At 41.9% G+C, this 18,564-nt stretch carries 16 protein-coding genes; 9 read left to right on the top strand and 7 right to left on the bottom strand.

Annotation, left to right across the window (positions count from 1 at the left end):
* Positions 1 to 4: 4 nt before the first annotated feature.
* The 3 genes from MHB54_RS08610 to MHB54_RS08600 form a co-directional block, all read right to left on the bottom strand.
* Positions 5 to 1,420 carry a phage baseplate assembly protein V gene (locus MHB54_RS08610; protein WP_028542021.1) on the bottom strand — a complete coding sequence of 472 codons (1,416 nt, stop codon included), beginning with the start codon at positions 1,418 to 1,420 and terminating at the stop codon, positions 5 to 7.
* Positions 1,417 to 2,097, bottom strand: a complete 681-nt coding sequence (locus MHB54_RS08605) for a hypothetical protein (RefSeq protein WP_340981539.1) — start codon at positions 2,095 to 2,097, stop codon at positions 1,417 to 1,419. Before MHB54_RS08605 ends, MHB54_RS08610 begins: the two co-directional genes overlap by 4 nt.
* Positions 2,098 to 2,262: 165 nt before the next feature.
* Positions 2,263 to 3,138 (bottom strand): SDR family NAD(P)-dependent oxidoreductase, encoded by an 876-nt coding sequence (locus tag MHB54_RS08600; RefSeq protein ID WP_023987111.1) that lies wholly within the window; start codon positions 3,136 to 3,138, stop codon positions 2,263 to 2,265.
* A 197-nt stretch (positions 3,139 to 3,335) separates the two neighbouring features.
* On the opposite strand from MHB54_RS08600, the gene MHB54_RS08595 reads away from it, so the two are divergent.
* From MHB54_RS08595 to MHB54_RS08585, 3 genes are all read left to right on the top strand, one after another.
* On the top strand, positions 3,336 to 3,803 hold the full coding sequence (locus MHB54_RS08595) for a MarR family winged helix-turn-helix transcriptional regulator (protein ID WP_023987112.1): 468 nt from the start codon (positions 3,336 to 3,338) through the stop codon (positions 3,801 to 3,803).
* Positions 3,804 to 3,852: 49 nt separating this feature from the next.
* Entirely contained in the window at positions 3,853 to 4,299 is a 447-nt protein-coding gene (locus MHB54_RS08590; RefSeq protein ID WP_023987113.1) for a GNAT family N-acetyltransferase, read from the top strand.
* A 516-nt stretch (positions 4,300 to 4,815) separates the two neighbouring features.
* The gene (locus MHB54_RS08585; protein WP_053324682.1) at positions 4,816 to 6,195 is read left to right on the top strand and encodes an amino acid permease; all 1,380 of its coding nucleotides are present in this window, start codon (positions 4,816 to 4,818) and stop codon (positions 6,193 to 6,195) included.
* Positions 6,196 to 6,320: 125 nt separating this feature from the next.
* Here MHB54_RS08585 and MHB54_RS08580 read toward each other — a convergent pair whose 3' ends face one another.
* On the bottom strand, positions 6,321 to 6,527 hold the full coding sequence (locus MHB54_RS08580) for a DUF3953 domain-containing protein (protein WP_264454857.1): 207 nt from the start codon (positions 6,525 to 6,527) through the stop codon (positions 6,321 to 6,323).
* Between the two features lie 244 nt (positions 6,528 to 6,771).
* A complete protein-coding gene (locus MHB54_RS08575) occupies positions 6,772 to 7,812 on the bottom strand; it encodes an NAD(P)-dependent alcohol dehydrogenase (RefSeq protein WP_023987116.1) in 1,041 nt (346 codons plus the stop codon).
* A gap of 356 nt (positions 7,813 to 8,168) precedes the next feature.
* Here MHB54_RS08575 and MHB54_RS08570 point away from each other — a divergent pair, with 356 nt between their 5' ends.
* From MHB54_RS08570 to MHB54_RS08555, 4 genes are all read left to right on the top strand, one after another.
* Entirely contained in the window at positions 8,169 to 8,585 is a 417-nt protein-coding gene (locus tag MHB54_RS08570; RefSeq protein ID WP_023987117.1) for a MerR family transcriptional regulator, read from the top strand.
* Between the two features lie 389 nt (positions 8,586 to 8,974).
* The gene (locus tag MHB54_RS08565) at positions 8,975 to 9,916 is read left to right on the top strand and encodes a hypothetical protein (protein ID WP_264454154.1); all 942 of its coding nucleotides are present in this window, start codon (positions 8,975 to 8,977) and stop codon (positions 9,914 to 9,916) included.
* Positions 9,917 to 10,203: 287 nt separating this feature from the next.
* The gene (locus MHB54_RS08560) at positions 10,204 to 10,926 is read left to right on the top strand and encodes a hypothetical protein (RefSeq protein WP_028542030.1); all 723 of its coding nucleotides are present in this window, start codon (positions 10,204 to 10,206) and stop codon (positions 10,924 to 10,926) included.
* Between the two features lie 381 nt (positions 10,927 to 11,307).
* Positions 11,308 to 14,220, top strand: coding sequence for an S-layer homology domain-containing protein (locus tag MHB54_RS08555; protein ID WP_264454153.1), 2,913 nt, complete (start codon positions 11,308 to 11,310; stop codon positions 14,218 to 14,220).
* 107 nt (positions 14,221 to 14,327) lie between these two features.
* Here the strand turns inward: MHB54_RS08555 and MHB54_RS08550 are convergent, their stop codons facing one another.
* Positions 14,328 to 15,002, bottom strand: coding sequence for an NAD(P)H-dependent oxidoreductase (locus tag MHB54_RS08550; protein ID WP_264454152.1), 675 nt, complete (start codon positions 15,000 to 15,002; stop codon positions 14,328 to 14,330).
* Positions 15,003 to 15,145: 143 nt separating this feature from the next.
* On the opposite strand from MHB54_RS08550, the gene MHB54_RS08545 reads away from it, so the two are divergent.
* Both MHB54_RS08545 and MHB54_RS08540 read left to right on the top strand, forming a co-directional pair.
* Positions 15,146 to 15,538 (top strand): winged helix-turn-helix transcriptional regulator, encoded by a 393-nt coding sequence (locus MHB54_RS08545; RefSeq protein WP_023987122.1) that lies wholly within the window; start codon positions 15,146 to 15,148, stop codon positions 15,536 to 15,538.
* A 192-nt stretch (positions 15,539 to 15,730) separates the two neighbouring features.
* The gene (locus tag MHB54_RS08540; RefSeq protein ID WP_264454151.1) at positions 15,731 to 16,723 is read left to right on the top strand and encodes an ABC transporter substrate-binding protein; all 993 of its coding nucleotides are present in this window, start codon (positions 15,731 to 15,733) and stop codon (positions 16,721 to 16,723) included.
* Positions 16,724 to 16,842: 119 nt separating this feature from the next.
* Here the strand turns inward: MHB54_RS08540 and MHB54_RS08535 are convergent, their stop codons facing one another.
* Positions 16,843 to 18,345 (bottom strand): stalk domain-containing protein, encoded by a 1,503-nt coding sequence (locus MHB54_RS08535; RefSeq protein WP_264454150.1) that lies wholly within the window; start codon positions 18,343 to 18,345, stop codon positions 16,843 to 16,845.
* Positions 18,346 to 18,564 lie beyond the last annotated feature (219 nt).

Here is an 18,564-nt window from a genome sequence, read left to right as displayed (position 1 = left end):
ATCCTTAATTCGACTTCACTTCGCTGCCTTTCATATCCGCCGATCCGCTTAATTCAATATGACTACCATTACAATCCATACGGAGCTGACTACCTGCGGACAGACTCATCGTCTTTCCCGCAGACAGGCTGAGATTGCCTCCCGCCGTAATATTCACCTGTTTGCTGCTCGCAATATGAATGCCTTCTTTATCGTCCAGTTTGATATAAATAGCGCCGTCCTTACCTGTAACGACCAGTTCATCCGGTCCCAGTCGAATTTCCTTGCCATGCGGGGTACGCCATATTTTCATTTGCGGATTGGAAAAATGGTTATGCGTACTCTTGCGATCTGCCCTTCTCACGGCACTACCTGCAACGCCGTCTTCTTCCCGACTACCGGGGAAATAGAGGGAAACTGAATCGCCTTTTTCTGGCATGACGTACCAGCCGGTATGGCCACCGCCACTGTACACAGTAGAATAGTTGAACCAGTGTGCTTGGTTTGTGTCCTGTTGTTCATCACAATCCAGATGAATGCGCACCTGATCCTGACGTACGTCCAGCACAATACCGCTTAATGAGGCTCCTGCCAGCTTATCCTGGTAGTAGCCTTTTTGCCGAAATCCTTGGTAAGAACCCAACACATACTGATGCCGCAGCAGTCCTTGACTCATGGCGGTGTAGGCTTCCATCACATACAGGTTATGCCCCTGAAAATTCAACTGAGCGCCCAAGTCGAGTACCTCATCCGTTTCTACCTCATAAAAAATAAAATCGTGTTCACTCAGTTGGGTTTGCTCATTCTCCTGAAAATAACGAAAAGGAAGCAATTGCTTACGTACGGTATAACGGGTATGATCCAGTATCGCCTGTGCAGGGCTGTCCTCAATACCAAAATAAAATTTGGGACTGTCAAAACGGGCTACAGGCATCAGACTCGTATGATAACGGGAGGCTATGCGTCTTAAAAACGCCCAGTCTGTCTCCTGATACTGAATGGCAAGCCGTCCGATGGCTTCTCCGCCGGTAGCCCCGTCGATCACATCCAGTCCTTCATAGTCCTTACCTATGTGCTCCAGCATTTGAGGAATCGTCATTTTCGTATACTGAAAAGAACGAGTACGCTGCTTCATGTCCATCCGGTAAGTATGGGAAATAGCTTCCACCTCCAGATAGTACACACCTCGCACGACTTTTACCTCGACCGAGAGGGCAATCCCACTAAATAGCGGCTTGCTTGCGCCAGATTCATCTTGTTGACTGACTTCAATGATGGTATTTTTTTCTGTCGTTTCCACATAGCTGTCTTGCAAGTCTTCGGGGATAATACCTGTAAAATAAAGCCGAGTATGCTCGTTAATTTTTTTCGTTAAGGTAAGCTCCTCCAGATCAATTTGTTCATAAGGGTGAATTTGAATTTGATCGTATCCCAGACTCATGGTGTAGTCATTCCTTTCTCATTTGTAGAATAGATGGAGGGTGGAAGGACAGAAAGGGATTGAACCCAGTATTCTGCTACAGGTAACCAGACTTCGAGATCTGCCTCCAGACAGCTAAAGGAACCTATGACAACTCGTCCATTATGGATGAAGAGCAGCATTTTGTTGTATAGATTACCGTCGATCCCCGCCGCCACAAAACGAATCTGCCCAACTGAAAGTCCGGAACAGTTGGTGACCATTTCGGTACCTAACCAGTTGCGAATCGGTTGTACAGACCGTAAAATATCCGCCATTTGCTCTACAAAATCAGGCAGTTCTTCCGCTTCCAGAGCGGTATCTGTAGGATTAAAAGTGATATTGATGGTCTCCTCAGATGAGGTATAAATGACCTTTGGTCGATGCTCTGAAGGATATTTGATTATAGCTTGCTCCATTGGCATAGGAGTAAAGGACTTGGGGATGTAGAAACCAATCTCTCCGTGTAGTATTGTAATGGGCTCCAACGTGAGATAATCATTTTCAATATGAAGTAGCTTTGTTTCTTCAAACATGGAACCGTCCAGTTCCGATTTCTGGGTTTGAGCTGAGATGGATTTCACATTACCGTTATTAGCTGTCTTCTGATCCACCATTTTAGCTTTGAGGCTAAGTATATGCTCGTCTAGATAGTTCATAGAAAGCCCCCTTTTAGAAAAATACACGTTTGTACTTGAATATGTAAAGATGGGAGGAGATATTTAAGTACAGAACCAACATATGTATTTATCGGTTAAAAGAGAGATTTAGTTTACAAAATGAACCATTTGTTGGAGGAGCATTGTTCGATATTAGATCCTATTTCATTCCATAACCCCTTTTTGTCGCAACAATTCGGTAGTAGTACTCCAAAGTAGGCGTTGCATCTTGCTATCCCCACCAGGATATGCCGGCACAATCAGCTTACCAGTACCAACATTAAAATACCCGCCTGTCACTTCTTGATATTGGGATTCTGTTGCTAAACGAATAATAATTTCTGCTCCTCTCCGTGGGTCTCCGATATGCAAAGCGTTCAATATTTTTGCAAGTACCGAAGAAAATCCTAACTCACGGCCAAGGCCGGTAACGTTAAAGCCTGGATTAAGTGCGTTAACTACGATTCCGGTTCCATCCAATTGACGTCCAAGTTCTTCTGTAAACATGATATTAAGAAGTTTAGTCTTTCCGTATATCTTAGATGAACCTCTTGCGGTAAATGCAGATGTATCTATTAAATCCTCCGGTAATTTTAATTCACCATGGTTGCGTGACGCTTCAGAAGCTACATTGACGATCCTAGCATTTGTGGATTCCATTAGTGAATTGAGTAGTGTATGCGTTAACAGCCACGGGGCAAGATAGTTTACTGCTATCATTTCTGCCAAACCCTCTGAGGTTATTCGCTGTTCAAATCCATGTAATCCAGCATTGTTCACTAATACATCAATCTTTGGATAATTAGCTTTAATTTCATCCCCAATACGTTTGACATCTTTCATAAGAGACAGGTCCCCGAAAAAAAAGTCTACCTTTGTACTTGGCGCCAAGTCTCTCAGAATATTTCTAGTCGTTTCAGCACGCTTTTCATTTCTGGCTGTTAAGACTAGATGTGCTCCGCGTTGGGCTAATTCAATTGCTACCCATTGTCCAAGACCGTTAGTAGCACCAGTGATTACAATAATCGGGTATGTCGACATATACATCATCCTCCAAATTCTCGATCTAATTACATTCTTATTCATGTCTACGCTTTACGGTTGTGGATGCTTTATACTGTAGATCTTCTGCTTGACACTTACCAAAGTTGAAAATATGATTGACATATATCAAGTATATGTATTTTGATTGATATATGTCAAATATATTCATACTAATTTAAATAAGGTGGAGACATATGGATAATAAAACTCAACATCCAAATTCTACAAGAGAGAAATTAGAACTGAATCTTGGTGAACAACTTAATGCACTTATAAGCGCGTCACATGCACTCAATGTAAAAACTGCGGCACTTTTCGATCCATCATTACAACCTGCGGCTTTTCTGATCGTACGCTGTCTTCTTTCGTACGGTCCGGCAAGCGCTACATTTTTGGCAGAATCCACCGCTATGGATCGAAGCTCTGTCAGCCGTCTTGTTACTCAGCTTAAGCAATTGGAATATGTAAAAAGTGAAACTCATCCTGAGGATCGCCGGGGGGTGTTGATATCCCTGACAGCTAATGGTCGTGGAAAAGCCTTGGAAGCTTTAAAAGAAAAAGAAAATGAGTTTTATCAACGTATTTCAACATGGGAGGATTCCAAACTTGAAGCATTTATTGGGATGCTGAATTGTTTTAACGGTCAAGATTGCGAGGATTAATGAGTTTAGACATAAAGCATCGTATGATGAAAATAGGGGGTATTCAAAAGTGAAAGAAAAAAATGTTAGGGAAATTAGGGTATCTGATTATCATGACATTTATTTGTTGAACCAAGATTTTAACCCCAATCTATATCTATTTCCTGAAGAAAAAGTAAAAGAGAAGATTGAATTGATTACAAAGGAATCAAAAGATATGATCTTTGTTTATGAAGAAAATAACGAGGTGTTAGGATATATTCATGGAAGCCCATATGAATTACTTTTTTCTGAATCTTTGGTAAATGTACTAGGATTTGTTGTTAAAGAAAAGTATAGAAATCAAGGTGTAGGTAGCATGTTGATTGAGCGTCTTGAACAGTGGGGAAAGTCCCATGGATTTTCTGGGATCAAACTATTATCTCACCCAAGTCGGATACAGGCTCACAGGTTCTATGAACGACGTGGCTATATGTTTACCAAGGATCAGAAAAATTTTGTGAAAAATCTCAAATAAATACATATTCATTCATCATTGAATAAGTGGGTTCAAAAGCCTGATCTTTAGCTAGGCTTTGAACCCTTCAATTTTATAGATGAGATCCGCCACTTGCATCAATCCATTGACCAGTTATATCTTCATCTCGGATTTCAAATAGACTTAATATCGTGATATTTATCATTGAAGAAATATGTTTGTTTAGCACTCTAATGCATTACATTAAATTGACCATTGTTCAGAAAATATGAATAGCCTTCCTTTCCATTTCATGCATAAAAATGTCTGCTAATTAGCAGTTGTATTTAGGCGTTTTTTGTCATACAATGCATCTAATGCTACGGACTCGGTCTTAGAAACAGTAAGGTTTGGACGGTAAATAGGACGTGGTTTTCTGGTATATTTACGAATCGTGGAACTACTTTGTTGTCGTTCACTCACGACCACGTCAGTCTGAAAAGTTAATAATGTTTGGGGACAGTTTTCCGGATCATTAGCGTTTGATGATGAACATATACGAAGGGGAGCGTTCTTTTGGAATCGAAACAATTAACGAGAGGGCTAAAGCCACGGCACGTTGAGTTGATTGCGCTTGGAGGTACGATTGGCGTCGGTTTGTTTATGGGATCGGCAAGTACGATAAAATGGGCAGGTCCCTCAGTGCTGCTGGCTTATCTCTTAGCTGGGATTATTATGTTTTTTGTCATGCGGATCATGGGGGAAATGCTGATTCTTGAACCGGTGACAGGCTCATTCGCTACATTTGCTCATAAATATATCAGCCCTTTAGCCGGTTTCTTGACCGCCTGGAGCTATTGGTTTTTATGGGTTACCGTAGGGATGGCGGAAGTTACTGCGATTGGGGTATATGTGGGCTACTGGTTCCCAGATATCCCGCAATGGTTGCCGGCTTTGGCAGGTGTAATTATTATTGCATTGGCCAATTTGGCGGCTGTGAAATTTTATGGGGAATTTGAGTTTTGGTTTGCGATGATTAAAATTGTCGCCATTATCTTCATGTTAGTAGTTGGTACGGGGATGATCTTCTTTGGACTCGGTAACGGTGGACAACCGATAGGTCTATCCAATCTGTACAGCCATGGCGGCTTCTTTGCAGGTGGTTTGAAAGGGTTTCTGTTTGCACTCTGTATTGTAACAGCGGCTTACCAAGGGATAGAAATGGTGGGTATTACGGCAGGTGAAGCTGAAAATCCAAAAACGACACTGCGAAAAGCCATTAAAAACATCATCTGGCGTATTCTGATTTTCTACGTGGGTGCAATCTTTGTCATTGTTACGATTTATCCTTGGAACCAAATAGGCGAGATCGGTAGTCCATTTGTTCTGACTTTTGCCAAGGTAGGAATTGTGGCTGCTGCGGGTATCATTAACTTTGTTGTACTTACAGCTGCGATGTCTGGTTGTAACAGTGGTATTTACAGTGCGGGAAGAATGTTATACACGTTGGCTAAGAACGGACAAGCTCCCAAGTTTTTCGGGAAAGTTTCTCCAAGCGGCGTCCCTAGAAATAGTATAATAACGACCATTTCCTTGCTGCTGGTAGGGGTGTTATTTAACTATTTAATGCCTGATTCCAAACTGTTTCTGTATATTTACAGCGCCAGTGTTCTTCCAGGCATGGTACCGTGGTTTGCATTAGCCATCAGTCAATTTAAATTCAGGAAAAAGTGGAAAGACGAAATGAAGGATCACACCTTTAAATCTCGTTTTTTTCCGATCAGTAATTACATTACCATTATCTTTTTGTTGCTTGTGATCGTTGGAATGTGGTTTAATCCAGACACACGCTTGTCGTTGATTGTCGGGGCATCATTCATGGCGATCGTCATTGTTGGATATTTTGTCTTTGGCATAGGAAAGCGGCAGAGAATTGAAGAATTAGAGGAAAACTAAAAGATTGCTAAATACGTAACATTTGCCGAGCGCAATTCAGATGATCCTGAGTTCGCTCGGCTTTTCTTTTACATGACGAGGGAGGAGCTACGGAAGGGTTGTTACTGAGGTATAGAACCGTGTGGTTAGCCTGTTCGCACTACAAGTGTAAATATAGAGACAAAAAAAGTGAGAAGGGAAACTGAGAAGTTGATAATTGCAATACTCTTACGGTTAGCCTTAAACTCTGTAATTCCAGAAAATAAAAACATAAACCCTAGAAAAAATTGTGAGACTTTGTATAAGTCCTTGTAGGTATCTGGATATACGAGGGATAGTAAGGACGAGATCATAACAACTACAGCAAATATTAAAGTGGGGATTCGGTAAATATCCATTTTCTTAAACATAGATAAGTTCCCCCTTCCTATATATACCTATTGTATTCTAAGGGGGGAATCTTTGGATTACAAATAAATACAAAAAGAGGAAATGGACAATAAGATGGTAGACAGAATAAAGTGAAGGTGTCCCAAGTAATACTTTGGGGACACCTTCAAAATTAAAATTACTTGTACAACTTATGATTTACATAGCTTACATTGTGCTAATGTCAATCACGAATCTATACTTCACGTCAGAAGCCAACACTCGTTTGTAGGCTTCGTCAATCTGGTCGGCCGATATCACTTCAATTTTAGGAACAATATTGTGTTTTGCACAGAAATCCAACATTTCCTGTGTCTCACGGATGCCTCCTATCATTGAACCAGCAAATGAACGGCGATGTCCGATAAGGGACATCACATTTAGTGACAACGGCTCCCCAGGGGCACCGACATTCACCAAGGTTCCATCTAGATTGAGTAGTGCAAAATAAGCATCCATATCGATGGCAGCACTTACCGTGTTAATAATCAAATCAAAGTGCCCAGCAAGCTTTTCAAATGTTTCTGGTTCGCTTGTAGCATAATAGTGATCCGCACCAAATTGCAAGCCATCATCCTTTTTCTTTAATGTTTGTGATAGAACGGTTACCTCAGCACCCATAGCATGTGCAATCTTGATAGCCATATGGCCAAGGCCTCCCATTCCCACAACGGCCACTTTCTTATCTGGACCAGCACCCCAGCGGTTCAACGGCGAATAAGTCGTAATACCTGCACAAAGTAATGGAGCAGCTACGTCAAGCTCAATGTTATCTGGAATTTTTACTACAAAATCCTCAGTTACGACAATGTGGGTAGAATATCCACCTTGTGTAGGCTCGCCGTATTTGTCAACACCAGCATAGGTAGGGACATTTCCTTTAAGGCAGTATTGTTCCTCTCCTTTACGACAGTTCTCACATTCGCCACAGGAATCAACCATACAGCCAACCCCTACCCGGTCACCAACTCTGTACTTTGTAACCTTAGATCCTACCTCCGTGACAATCCCTGCAATTTCATGTCCAGGTACGAGAGGGTAGTTCACTGGTCCCCATTCACCGTGAGCAGTGTGGATGTCAGAATGGCATATTCCGGCATATTTAATTTCAATCAGAACATCGTATGAATCAAGATCCCGTCGTTTAATTTCAGCCGATCGAAACGGTTTGTCTGGGCCATCGACAGCTCGTGCTTTAGCAGTTATCATAAATAGCCTCCTATTATTTGTATTTTTCTAGAGAATGCAGTTATATCGGTATAAATTGAAAACTAGCTGAAGTCGGTTGAAGTTACCCTTCATTCATTTCCATTTATACTTTTTCTCTTGCAAATCAATGTTAATCCTTATAGTTAACTCTAAGTCAAGCGCAAGTTTATATTCCTTTTGGGAATTTCTGCTCGTACCGGTTCAGGTTCATTACAGCTAATTATATTTCGTTAGATAGCATCTGATTCTACTTTTCCTATAAGGGGACTTTGACATTCTACAAATAACTTGATAGAATCCCCCTTATATCATAGAGTTAACTCGAAGTCTATGTCATTAAGAATAGGAGATACATGATGAAGACATATTCTATCAGCGAAGTTGCAAAAGAATTGAATCTTACAGCATACGCTTTGCGTTACTACGACAAGGAGGGACTTATGCCTTTTGTAGAACGGACATCTAGCGGAACAAGATTATTTAAAGAATCCGATATCGACGCTTTAAAAATAATTGAATGTCTAAAATCCACCGGGATGCCGATCAAAGAAATTAAAAATTTCATTGATTGGTGTTCTGGTGGGGATTCCACACTACAACAAAGATATGACATGTTTATGGAACGAAAAGCTACTGTAGAAGCACAAATGGAAGAACTTAAAAAAACAATGGAAGTTATTGAACATAAATGCTCATATTACAAAACTGCATTGGAAGCCGGAACGGAAAATATTCATAAAAATAATAAAATAGGGAGTCTCATTACTAACTAATAGAAAAGCACCTGTAATTCATCTATTTCTATATGAATTACAGGTGCTTTCGTTTGTAATATTCGATTTACACAACCTACTGATTTAAAACAGCACGATCGGCTTTTGAAAACTAGGAACCAACTATAATGTAACTTGAACAGGCAGGAGTAGTACCGAGGATCAAGTATTCCGAAAGTCAACGGGCAATTTGCCCATTATATAGGTTGAGAGCCACGACTTTAGTTCAGAAAACAACGAATTACTATAGAATCATCGAAGATAATCAGGAGTATGGTCCAGTATTCCCTCATTTTTATTTTTGATAAGATTAATTCCATATTATTGAAGGCTACAATCAGACCGCAAAGGTATAAAGAATGATACATAAGGAAATGAGGAAGGTACTAATGAAGGCAAAAGCGTATATTATTTTGTTGACTGCTGTAATAAGTTTAGCTGCTTTGCTGACTGCATGCGGTGACTCCAAGAAGCAAATTGAAGGTGAATCTACGACTGGAGCAGCAACGGCAACGACTACGACTACACAGAATGCCAAGGTGGACAATGCGGAACAGGCTGGTGTGGATGGTGTTGTGAGCAATACTACAGACCAAGCTACAAAAGGTAATGGGAAGACGTATTCCGACGTGGCTAAAGAAGCAACGAAGCCCGATCGGCCAGCAGGACAAATAGGGTTAAATACGACGCAGGAGCAGCTTCTTACCTTTGCAGATCGTTATGGGCTGGTACGAGTACAGGATCATCCGATTCGGCGGGTTTCCGATCCAACCGGGAAACAGGTAAACATTGCAAATTACAGTGATTCTGTCGTGAATTTATATACAGAAGAACCCATCCACCTGAATACAGATGAATTTATTCATGAAGCTTATAATTTTTTTACAGAGGGAGTTGCTCCAGGTGAGTCCTACAAGAAGTGGGAGGAAACCTCTAATACAGAAAGAGGACTCGTCAAAATGCTCTATTTGTCACGCGAGGGACTTCATATTTTAGAAGAAGCGATGAGGACGCATGATTACTCTAGTCCATCTGTCCAAAACGCGCTGGGCTTCTTTAAGGTTGCCTCGAAATTTGAGTCTATGATGCCTGTTGCCCAGACACCTACAGACATCAGCTTGTACGATATGTACGATCAACGCGTTAAGCCCGAGTGGAAGAAACTAAGTGACATTAAAAACCCTGCCGCGAATGAAAAAGTCTTCACTGCTGCCTATCGAAAAGCAAGAGATGAGACAAATAATCTCATGGGTCTGTTAAACATTATGGTGTCTACGGAAAAGGAAAAACGTCTCAAAGCAGCAACCGATCAGCAAAATACAGGGAAATAGCTTATTCAATGCATGTTTTAACTTGATACCAATACGTATAAATTTCCGAAAATCCTAGCTTGGAATAAAGCCGTTATAGACCCCAGTTAATGCCTTTATTATGTTCTGCTACCCATCCATCATAAAGTAAAGTGGACAGGGGCTGCCAGTTGTTCAAGGAAATTTTGTAGCTCATAGGTGACAAAAATTATCCACACTTTTTTCTAATATTTAACTGTTAATAGAATTATTGAAAAGCTATAATGCTATTAATGATTTGAGTGTACTTTGAGAAAGAGGTTGAGGGTATGGTGTTGAAAAAATGGCCATTATTATTGATGATAGGTATTCTCATGGTGGCATCTGTGAGCTGGAACAGTGGAGTATCTTATGCAGCTACAGAATATACTTGGGATAAGTACAAGGGCACTGAGGTCAAGACATATAGATTGACTGCGGTACCTGGAAGAGTCGAATATATGGATCAGGAAAGGTTTTTTGCAGCTTTAAGTCAAACCCCAAATGTGTATGGAGATTTCAGTGGCTATAAAACAGGGAAAACAACTGGAGTTGTAACCGAGAGTATAACGGATGATGTGTACAAATTTACAGTTACTGATTTTCTTCGCGATCAAGAGCCTGAGGTTGTAGAGTATATCAATCCCAGAGGCGGAATTCCTCATAGATGGAATGGAACTAGTGATATTCAAATTTTTATGAGAGGGTCAGAAGCGGCTTCTTTGTCTGAGCTGTTTTATGAGGGGACACCCAGTGAAGGACGCTTTCAATTTAATGCTAACGATATATATTTAGTTACATTCTGGTCCAGTACCGTAAGACTTATCAGTGGGATGTCTGCTGAGGCGCTAATAGAGGAAGGTCCTCACACGTTTAAGAATCGGGAGCTTGTAGGTCAAGTAACCAGCGAAGATCCTGCAGCTTATCCGCAAGACGGGATTTCAGAAGGTTATTATTATGTTTTTAAGGGTGCTGGCAACAAAGAATCAACAGCTGATGGAGATAGCCAATAAAAACAAAAGAAGAGATAACATTGTGTATGGTGCTTTATACATGATGTTATCTTTTTTATTGTGATGCTCGCATTAGAAAATTTAGTAATGAAAAAATGCTAGAAATTTAATTCCCAATGAAAACCATTTTAAAAGATCGGGATATATGCCTTTAAAATAATGACAATTTTACGGATGGAACCGTAATCTATAACTACTTTTTTTGCTGTCTTTATTCAATCCTAGGGATATTATTCCGATAATTCAAGTATATACAGTTTGGTGTTAATTGAAATGAAATCCGTTTGAAAACAAAAGAGATAATTTTCAGAGTTGAAACAGAAGTGCAGGTGGAAGTGACCTGATGCTATATCGTAAAGGAGGTGCAAGGATCCAAATAATATGAAATGTGAAAAAAAGTTAAAACAAATTAGGCAGTACATCGCTGCTTTACTGGCTGTTTGGTTGTTCTGTATACATACTGTGCCTGTTTTTGCAGACAGGGTCTTTAACGATATCGAACATTCCTACGCAGCTGATGCAATTGAAGCCATGGCTGCTCAAGGGTATGTTACGGGTTATCAGGATGGTAGTTTTCGACCTGTGCATTTTATTTCGAGGCAGGAATGGGCGAGCATTTTCGTTAAAACCTTAAAACGAACTTCGGTTAACAAAAGCGTTGCTTCTTTTAGTGATGTGTCACCGTGGGCTCTACCCTATGTGCAGACCTTGCAAGCAGAGAACATTACCAAAGGAATTAGTGATCAGTTATTCGGTGCAAAGCATAATATGACCCGTCAGGATATGGCGGTGTGGTATGCCAGGTATTTCGGCGTTTCTGAAGATACCCGCGCTTCCGATAGATCTAGTTTTGTGGATCAGGCTGATATATCAGACTATGCACAAACGAGCGTATGGCTGATGGAACGGTTGGAGCTGATCGAGGGGGATACGAATCATTATTTCCATCCCAAAGAGTCTGTGAGACGGCAGGATGCTACACTGGTAGCATATCGGATATGGCTAGGCGGTGACGGTCTGAGAGAACGTGCTAAGCGTTTGCTGGAATCATTAGGAAATGGAACTGCAATGACGAATCAGCCAGCCAGTCCAACGGAATCGAGGAAGATCGTGGTCGACCTGGCGCCGGAAATCAGTCACCAGCGTGCGAATCCGGAGATCGAAGAGCCTAAAAGCCATAGTCCAAGACCCGATCCACCGGTATCTCCGGTAACACCAACAGAGCCGAAGCCGGAACCGCCAATTATACGACCAGAACCTAGTCCCAAACCACCGGTGATACCACCAGTGACACCGCCAGTGATACCACCAATCATACCGCCAGTGACTCCGTCAGAACCACCGGATCATTCGTCGGATTTCGTGGTGGATGAGGTAGTAATCAAGGCGCCCGAGTTGGTCAATCAACCGGAAACGTATCCTTCGTATCAGCTGTCCTTTGATCTCTACAATAAAGGGCACTTGGTAAGCATTCCCGCTGTTAGCGTCACAAGTGTCACCTACACATTTAGTGATACATTAGGTGTATTTGATGAACATGGGAAAATTGCGCATTCCGAAAATATACCTGCTGCTGATGGTTATATTCCTGTAGAGATGGAAGTCACCATTGCTAAACCTTATCGGGTACTTAAAGCACAGACCAAGCTGATCGTGAGAGGGAAGACTCCTCCGGTAGAGGACCCGACTGTAATCAGGTCCGTATACTTGGCGACGTACACCATTTCACAGGCCACTACTCTAGACCCTACAGCCTGGAGCATGCCCTATGTATTTCAAAATGCAAAGGGAGAGGTCATACCGTCCGGTCTATTGCCGTCAGACTTGAAGCTTCGTATAGAGGATTCCAGAGGGATATTTGACGAGGATGGACATATTGCCAACCTGCATCTGATTCCTGCATTGAACTCTGTCATTCCATTCAAGATTGAGGTTGAATCACCCTCTCAGGGAATTCACTTCATATCCGATGCCGAGTTAACTGTAGTACCAGGAGCACGCAAAAAGCAATATTTTGCTATCTCCATGATGCTACAGGGAAAAGATGCGGGCAGTACGACCACGGTAGAGCAAATTGAGCAGTCGCGTCAATTGCTGATGGATCACTTTGGTACCAACTTAAAAGTGACGTGGGCCATGGAAAATAGATTTATTTTTGTGGAATCAAATCGTCCGCAGCTTAAAAAGGTTTTGGAATACGTGGATCAGTATGGCGATGAAGTCGGGATTTTGGATGGGTATCCGAATAATCTGTTTGATCTTCCTGAATGGGAAGCACAGATGAACGAGTGGTTGTATATGTATCGTTATAATGCCCTCAATGAGCTGCACCAATCTGGTTCGTTGGGATCACCTTCGGTGTTTGAAAGTATGGATACAGACCAATATCGGAAGTATCTGCCTAAATCATTGACCGGCTTTACGGTGAATCCTGAGCAGGCCCAATGGCTTAAGGATCATTTTAAGATTACCTCAGCGATGGGGTGGTCGGCTACACAGTATAATGTGAACAACATGTATGGTGAGGGTTCACCTTTGATGCCTTACTGGTCCCATAAGGATAATCCGATTGTTCCGGCACAGGGGCTTACAAATAATAGCGGTATCGTATTTATGAATTCGATTTCGATTGATCCCATCGGGTCGCGCTATACCAAAGATTCTTCACGCTGGACTCTCCATCCAGGTGATCCATATGTGACGGAAACGGATGCGGCACCACAACTGTATATAGCACAGCAATATTTAGATAACCCGTATCAACGTTTGAATACAGTAAACTACATGTCCATTATTTTGGATGTCAACTGGCTTGCCAAAAACCATAACATGTCTCAAATATGGGAAAACTTTGTGAAGCACTTCCCTGTTGACCGTGAGGTTGAGATTGTGGGCGTGGACGGGCTGAAACAGATTTATGAATCGGTAGCTGGATTGAGTAATGATCATACGGAGTTTACGCTCATGTTTAGAGGCTCAGGTATTAAGACGGCTATGGATTCCAATAATTCACCAGCGAATCTGCGCTATTTGTGGACCGAAAATGCCTCACAGCGGATTATTTTATCCAAAGAGGATGGAGATGCGGCATGGTCCATTATTGACTTTACCGACTATACCCGCACACCGGTTCCAAAGACACCATACAACCTGGATAAGAACACAGATGTAAGCTATGTTACTGGAAGGAACTTTAAGCTGCATCCTACAGCTCCGTTAACAGCAGATGAAATTCAGCGCGTAAAGGATCGTTTGAAGGAAATCTATTTCGCGGAAGAAGTAAATTATCAGTAAGGGTTTGGAATGACAGAATTTTTAAGACTTGAGGTTTTATGAAAAGGGGGTGTCCCAACAGCCATGGAAATGGTTGTGACACGCCCCTTTGTTTTAGAAAAAAGGTTTTACACCCATTCAATAACCTGATCTACAGATCGCCGAGTTTTGCCACGCGGTTCGTTGAGACGGTATCCAAATGCCACCATACAAGAAATACCGAAATGCTCGGCATCCATAATGCCTTCCTCGGAGAGGATGCGTTCGATTTCCTGTTTATTAAAACCTTCGATAGGGCAGGAATCAATGCCGATTTGAGCTGCGGCAGTCATCATGTTGCCCAGTGCGATGTAGGTTTGTCGGCAGCCCCACTCGAACAAGGCTCTTTTATTTTCCTCCAGCCCAAAATCTGATTTTAGAAAGGCATCATACACTTTCTCTCTGCCTTGAATCACTTCAGCGGATAATTGCTGCACGTTCTCCATCATACTCTTGATATAATTTGATGAGGCTACCATATCTTCAGGAAGTCTAGAGAGGATGAGTACAAAATGGCTGGCTGTTGGCAGTTGTTTTTGGGCCCCCCAAGAGTAAGGCAGCAGCTTCTCACGCATAGCGTTACTCTGAACGACAACAAATTTCCAGGGTTCAAAGCCAAACGAACTCGGGGATAAACGGCCTGTTTCAAGAATAAAGTCGAAGTCAGAATCGCTAATTTTCTTATGGCTATCAAATTCCTTCGTTGCATGTCTGAACTCGTATGCAGATAAGATTTGATCTTTAGTAGTAGTTAAGGTTTCCATCGTTATTCCACTCCTTATGGATGTGATTAAAATTGACGCTTACCAAGTAACATGCTTAATATTAGAATATACATGATCGTTTTTGAAGTACGCACATTAATGTGCTGTAGTATATAAAATGATACCAAGGAGGAGAAAAGCCTATGCGCAATCGGAAAGGCGGCTTTGGGGAATGTACCGCTGGAAATGATCAGGCGTGTCCTGTTGAGTACACGCTGGACGTGATTGGGGGCAAATGGAAAGGGATTATTTTATATCATCTCATGTATGGGACTAAGCGATTTAGTGATTTTCGGCGGATCTGTCCGGGAATTACTCAGCGTATGCTGACACTCCAATTGCGCGAGCTGGAAGAGGACGGAGTCGTTCACCGTGAAGTCTACCAACAGGTTCCTCCTAAGGTCGAATACTCTCTAACTGAATTTGGAAAAACGCTGATCCCGATTATTAACCTGATGAAGGATTGGGGAGAAGAATATAAAACAAAACAGCGATCACCAGAAAGCAGCCTCCAGCAACCTAGCCCAAATGTGTAGGTTTTGAGACGGCTCCACAAAGAAGACCTGGCCATCATTTTGGCAGGTCTTTTCATTTTTAAAGTGAAATGATGCAAAGTTCGTTTTTCAGTTGACAGTAAGGACGACGCTTGATATATTTCTTACGATATTGATAATCATTATCATGTGTATCGGGAAGATCATCTTTACAATATATAGGGGGCTAATCAGTTGAAAAGAAAATCGTATTTTATGATGACAGCTATGTTACTTGTATTGTCTGTATTCATCAGCGCTTGCGGCGGAAATAATAATGGAAGTAATCTGGCTTCATCTTCAGGAGATAAGCAAGAGTCGGCAACTACTGGAGAGACTAGAAGCTTTAAAACGGTTAAAGGGGATATTCAAATTCCTGCGAAGCCACAGCGCATTGTAACGGATTTTTACGGTGGAGAATTGCTGTCCGTGGGTGCTAACGTGGTGGGTGTGGAGCCGACTGCGTTTCAAAATCCTTTTCTGACCGATTTGCTGAAGGAAAAAGGAACCAAAGAGGTGGGTGATCCGACCAATTTGGAAAAGACGCTGGAACTCAAACCCGATCTGATCGTGGTTATGAAGGATACGAATTATGAGGCTTTGTCTAAAATCGCACCTACCCTATACATTCCGTACGGTACGACGACTAATATCTATGATACGGTCAAGCTGTTCGGCGATATCACCGGGGAAAAGGAGAAGGCTGAGCAATTTATTGCTGCATTTGATAAAAAGGCCGCTGAAGGTCGTGCACGTCTTAAAGGTGTGATTGACGAAAAGGCAACTTTCGGTCTGTATGAGCTGACGGACAAGCACGCACTTTGGATCTTTGGCGACAATGCGGGGCGCGGCGGACAAGCTGTGTACAATGCGCTCAAACTGAATATGCCAAAGAAAACAGCTAACTCCAAGGAACAAACGGTGCAGCTTTCGATGGAGGTATTGCCACAGTATGACGCAGATTATATGTTCCTGACTACGTATGACCCGGAGAAAAAGGGTGACGCGCTCAAGCAACTGAAATCGTCCGCTGTGTGGGGGAATCTTCCTGCGGTGAAGAACAATAGAGTGTTCTTTAACGATTTTGATACGTATTATCGCTATGATCCAATCGCTATTACTGGACAAATTGATATGATCGTAGATATGCTGGTCGAAAGAGAAAAAGAGAATAAAGTTAAACAATAGGTGTGAGATTCTGCGTTGTGACGAATTGTCCAAAACAGATGGGAAGTCGCATAATACACGCAGTATATAGCATAAAAAACCAGTCCAACACGAATCATGTTTGGACTGGTTTTTATTTACTATTTCGTTGTAATTTCAATAGTATCTTCTTTTTGTATCCAATCTACCTTGGCCCCCAGCGTTTCGCTGAGTAGCCTTAGTGGAAGATAACCAATTCCATTCACCATGAAGGGCGGATTGGTGAGTTTTACGGCTTTACCGTTCACTTTTGTTTGGCTGGTTTTGAAATTTACTTCTAGAGAGACAGGATGGTCTTCTGTCTTAGACTGATTCATATTCGCTATTTTGCTGTTGAAATCATAAGCGATCTCGGCCCCCAGTTTGTCAAAAACAGAACGAAGGGGAATAAAAGCCTGCCCGTTGCGGGTAATGGCACCATTACTCAGAGGGACAGGCGAACCATTGAGACGGACAAGAATCGGTTTTTGTACAGGAACTGGTGAACTATAAAGAAACTCATAGTCCCCTATACCGAGCTGCGCGTGTTTGTTGACACCCCAGCCCCATAGGGCGCCATCTGCTTTTTGCATGATTACGTGCCGTGGACCTGCTTTGATGTTTTGAATATTTTTAGCAAGTAATGTAAAGGGGGCATTGGATGGTAACTTTTCACCATCTAGAGACCCAACATATACATTCCCAGCAGTGGTTAGGGCAAGTATGGAGCGTTCGGCGAAAAAGGCGTCTTTAACATCCTTTACTCCTGTTAATAGTACAGGGGTATTTTCGTTGTGATAGGTTGTATTATCTGAGTAACCTGTAACTGTAGCACCCCAGAACCATAGCCGACCTTGCTGATCAATCGCGAGATTGGAATACCTATTGGCCTTGATTGTCTTGATGCCCGATAAGGCTTGAATTTGCGATACGGATAGAGTTTCGGACGGAGTTACATTTTTATCAAATTCTTTGGGCCACGTCCACACGGTGCCATCTTTTTTTAAGGCTATGTTTTTAGCGATTGTCGTAATATCTTTTAATGATGAAATAGGTTCGAAGCCCTGCAAGGCTTTTGTATTTTTCCACACACTGCCGTCTTTCTTTAGAAATATCCAGCGTTCCTCATAATCCGGTCTTTCCTCATAGTAACTATCTATATTGGCAACCTCGTCGAGGCCAGATAGGGTTTGAAAAGGACTAGAGATGTTTCCATTGTCGAGTCGATCAGCGGAAGATATGCTGCCTTCGCTGCTCAGAGCGAGCATATGATCATTCAAACTACTTACAGCTGCGAGGTTCTGTAATCCTTCCAGAGGAACGAATTTCACGGATTCAGCAATATTATTTCTAGACACATACCAAGCAGAGTGGTCTTGTAAGGAAAATACCAGATCGCCCTCGTTGATGATATTAGAAAATGTTTTTACAACGTCCGACTTACTCTCTACACGAGTCGGTACGGATTGATTATAGCCCCACAGCCACAAGCTTCCATCGGATTGAATCAGACTCCCAGAATCATAGGAACGAATATGGGATGTAGACTCCTTTTCGTTCGCCCACGCGTTAGAACTGAATAACAATAACGTGATTATACTGAGTAATAGAGTCCGTCTTTTCATACGATTTTCCTCATTTCTTGATCAATGTGTATAAGATAAAAAATGATACCTTCGAGAATATCCCCTTATCCATAGACGTATATAATATAGAAAAGTTTTCCAAAAAGTATGAATTTCAATAAAATAACCTCCAAACCCACGATTAGAGATGAATTTGGAGGCTATTTCTTTTAACGAGTAAGCAGAAATATGTTGGTTAGAACAGGTTAAACACGGTTA

It is taken from the genome of Paenibacillus sp. FSL M7-0802, from assembly GCF_038004945.1.
Lineage (GTDB): Bacteria > Bacillota > Bacilli > Paenibacillales > Paenibacillaceae > Paenibacillus > Paenibacillus polymyxa_B.
Note: the sequence above shows the minus strand (reverse complement) of the source record. Positions and strands in the feature narration are given on the sequence as shown.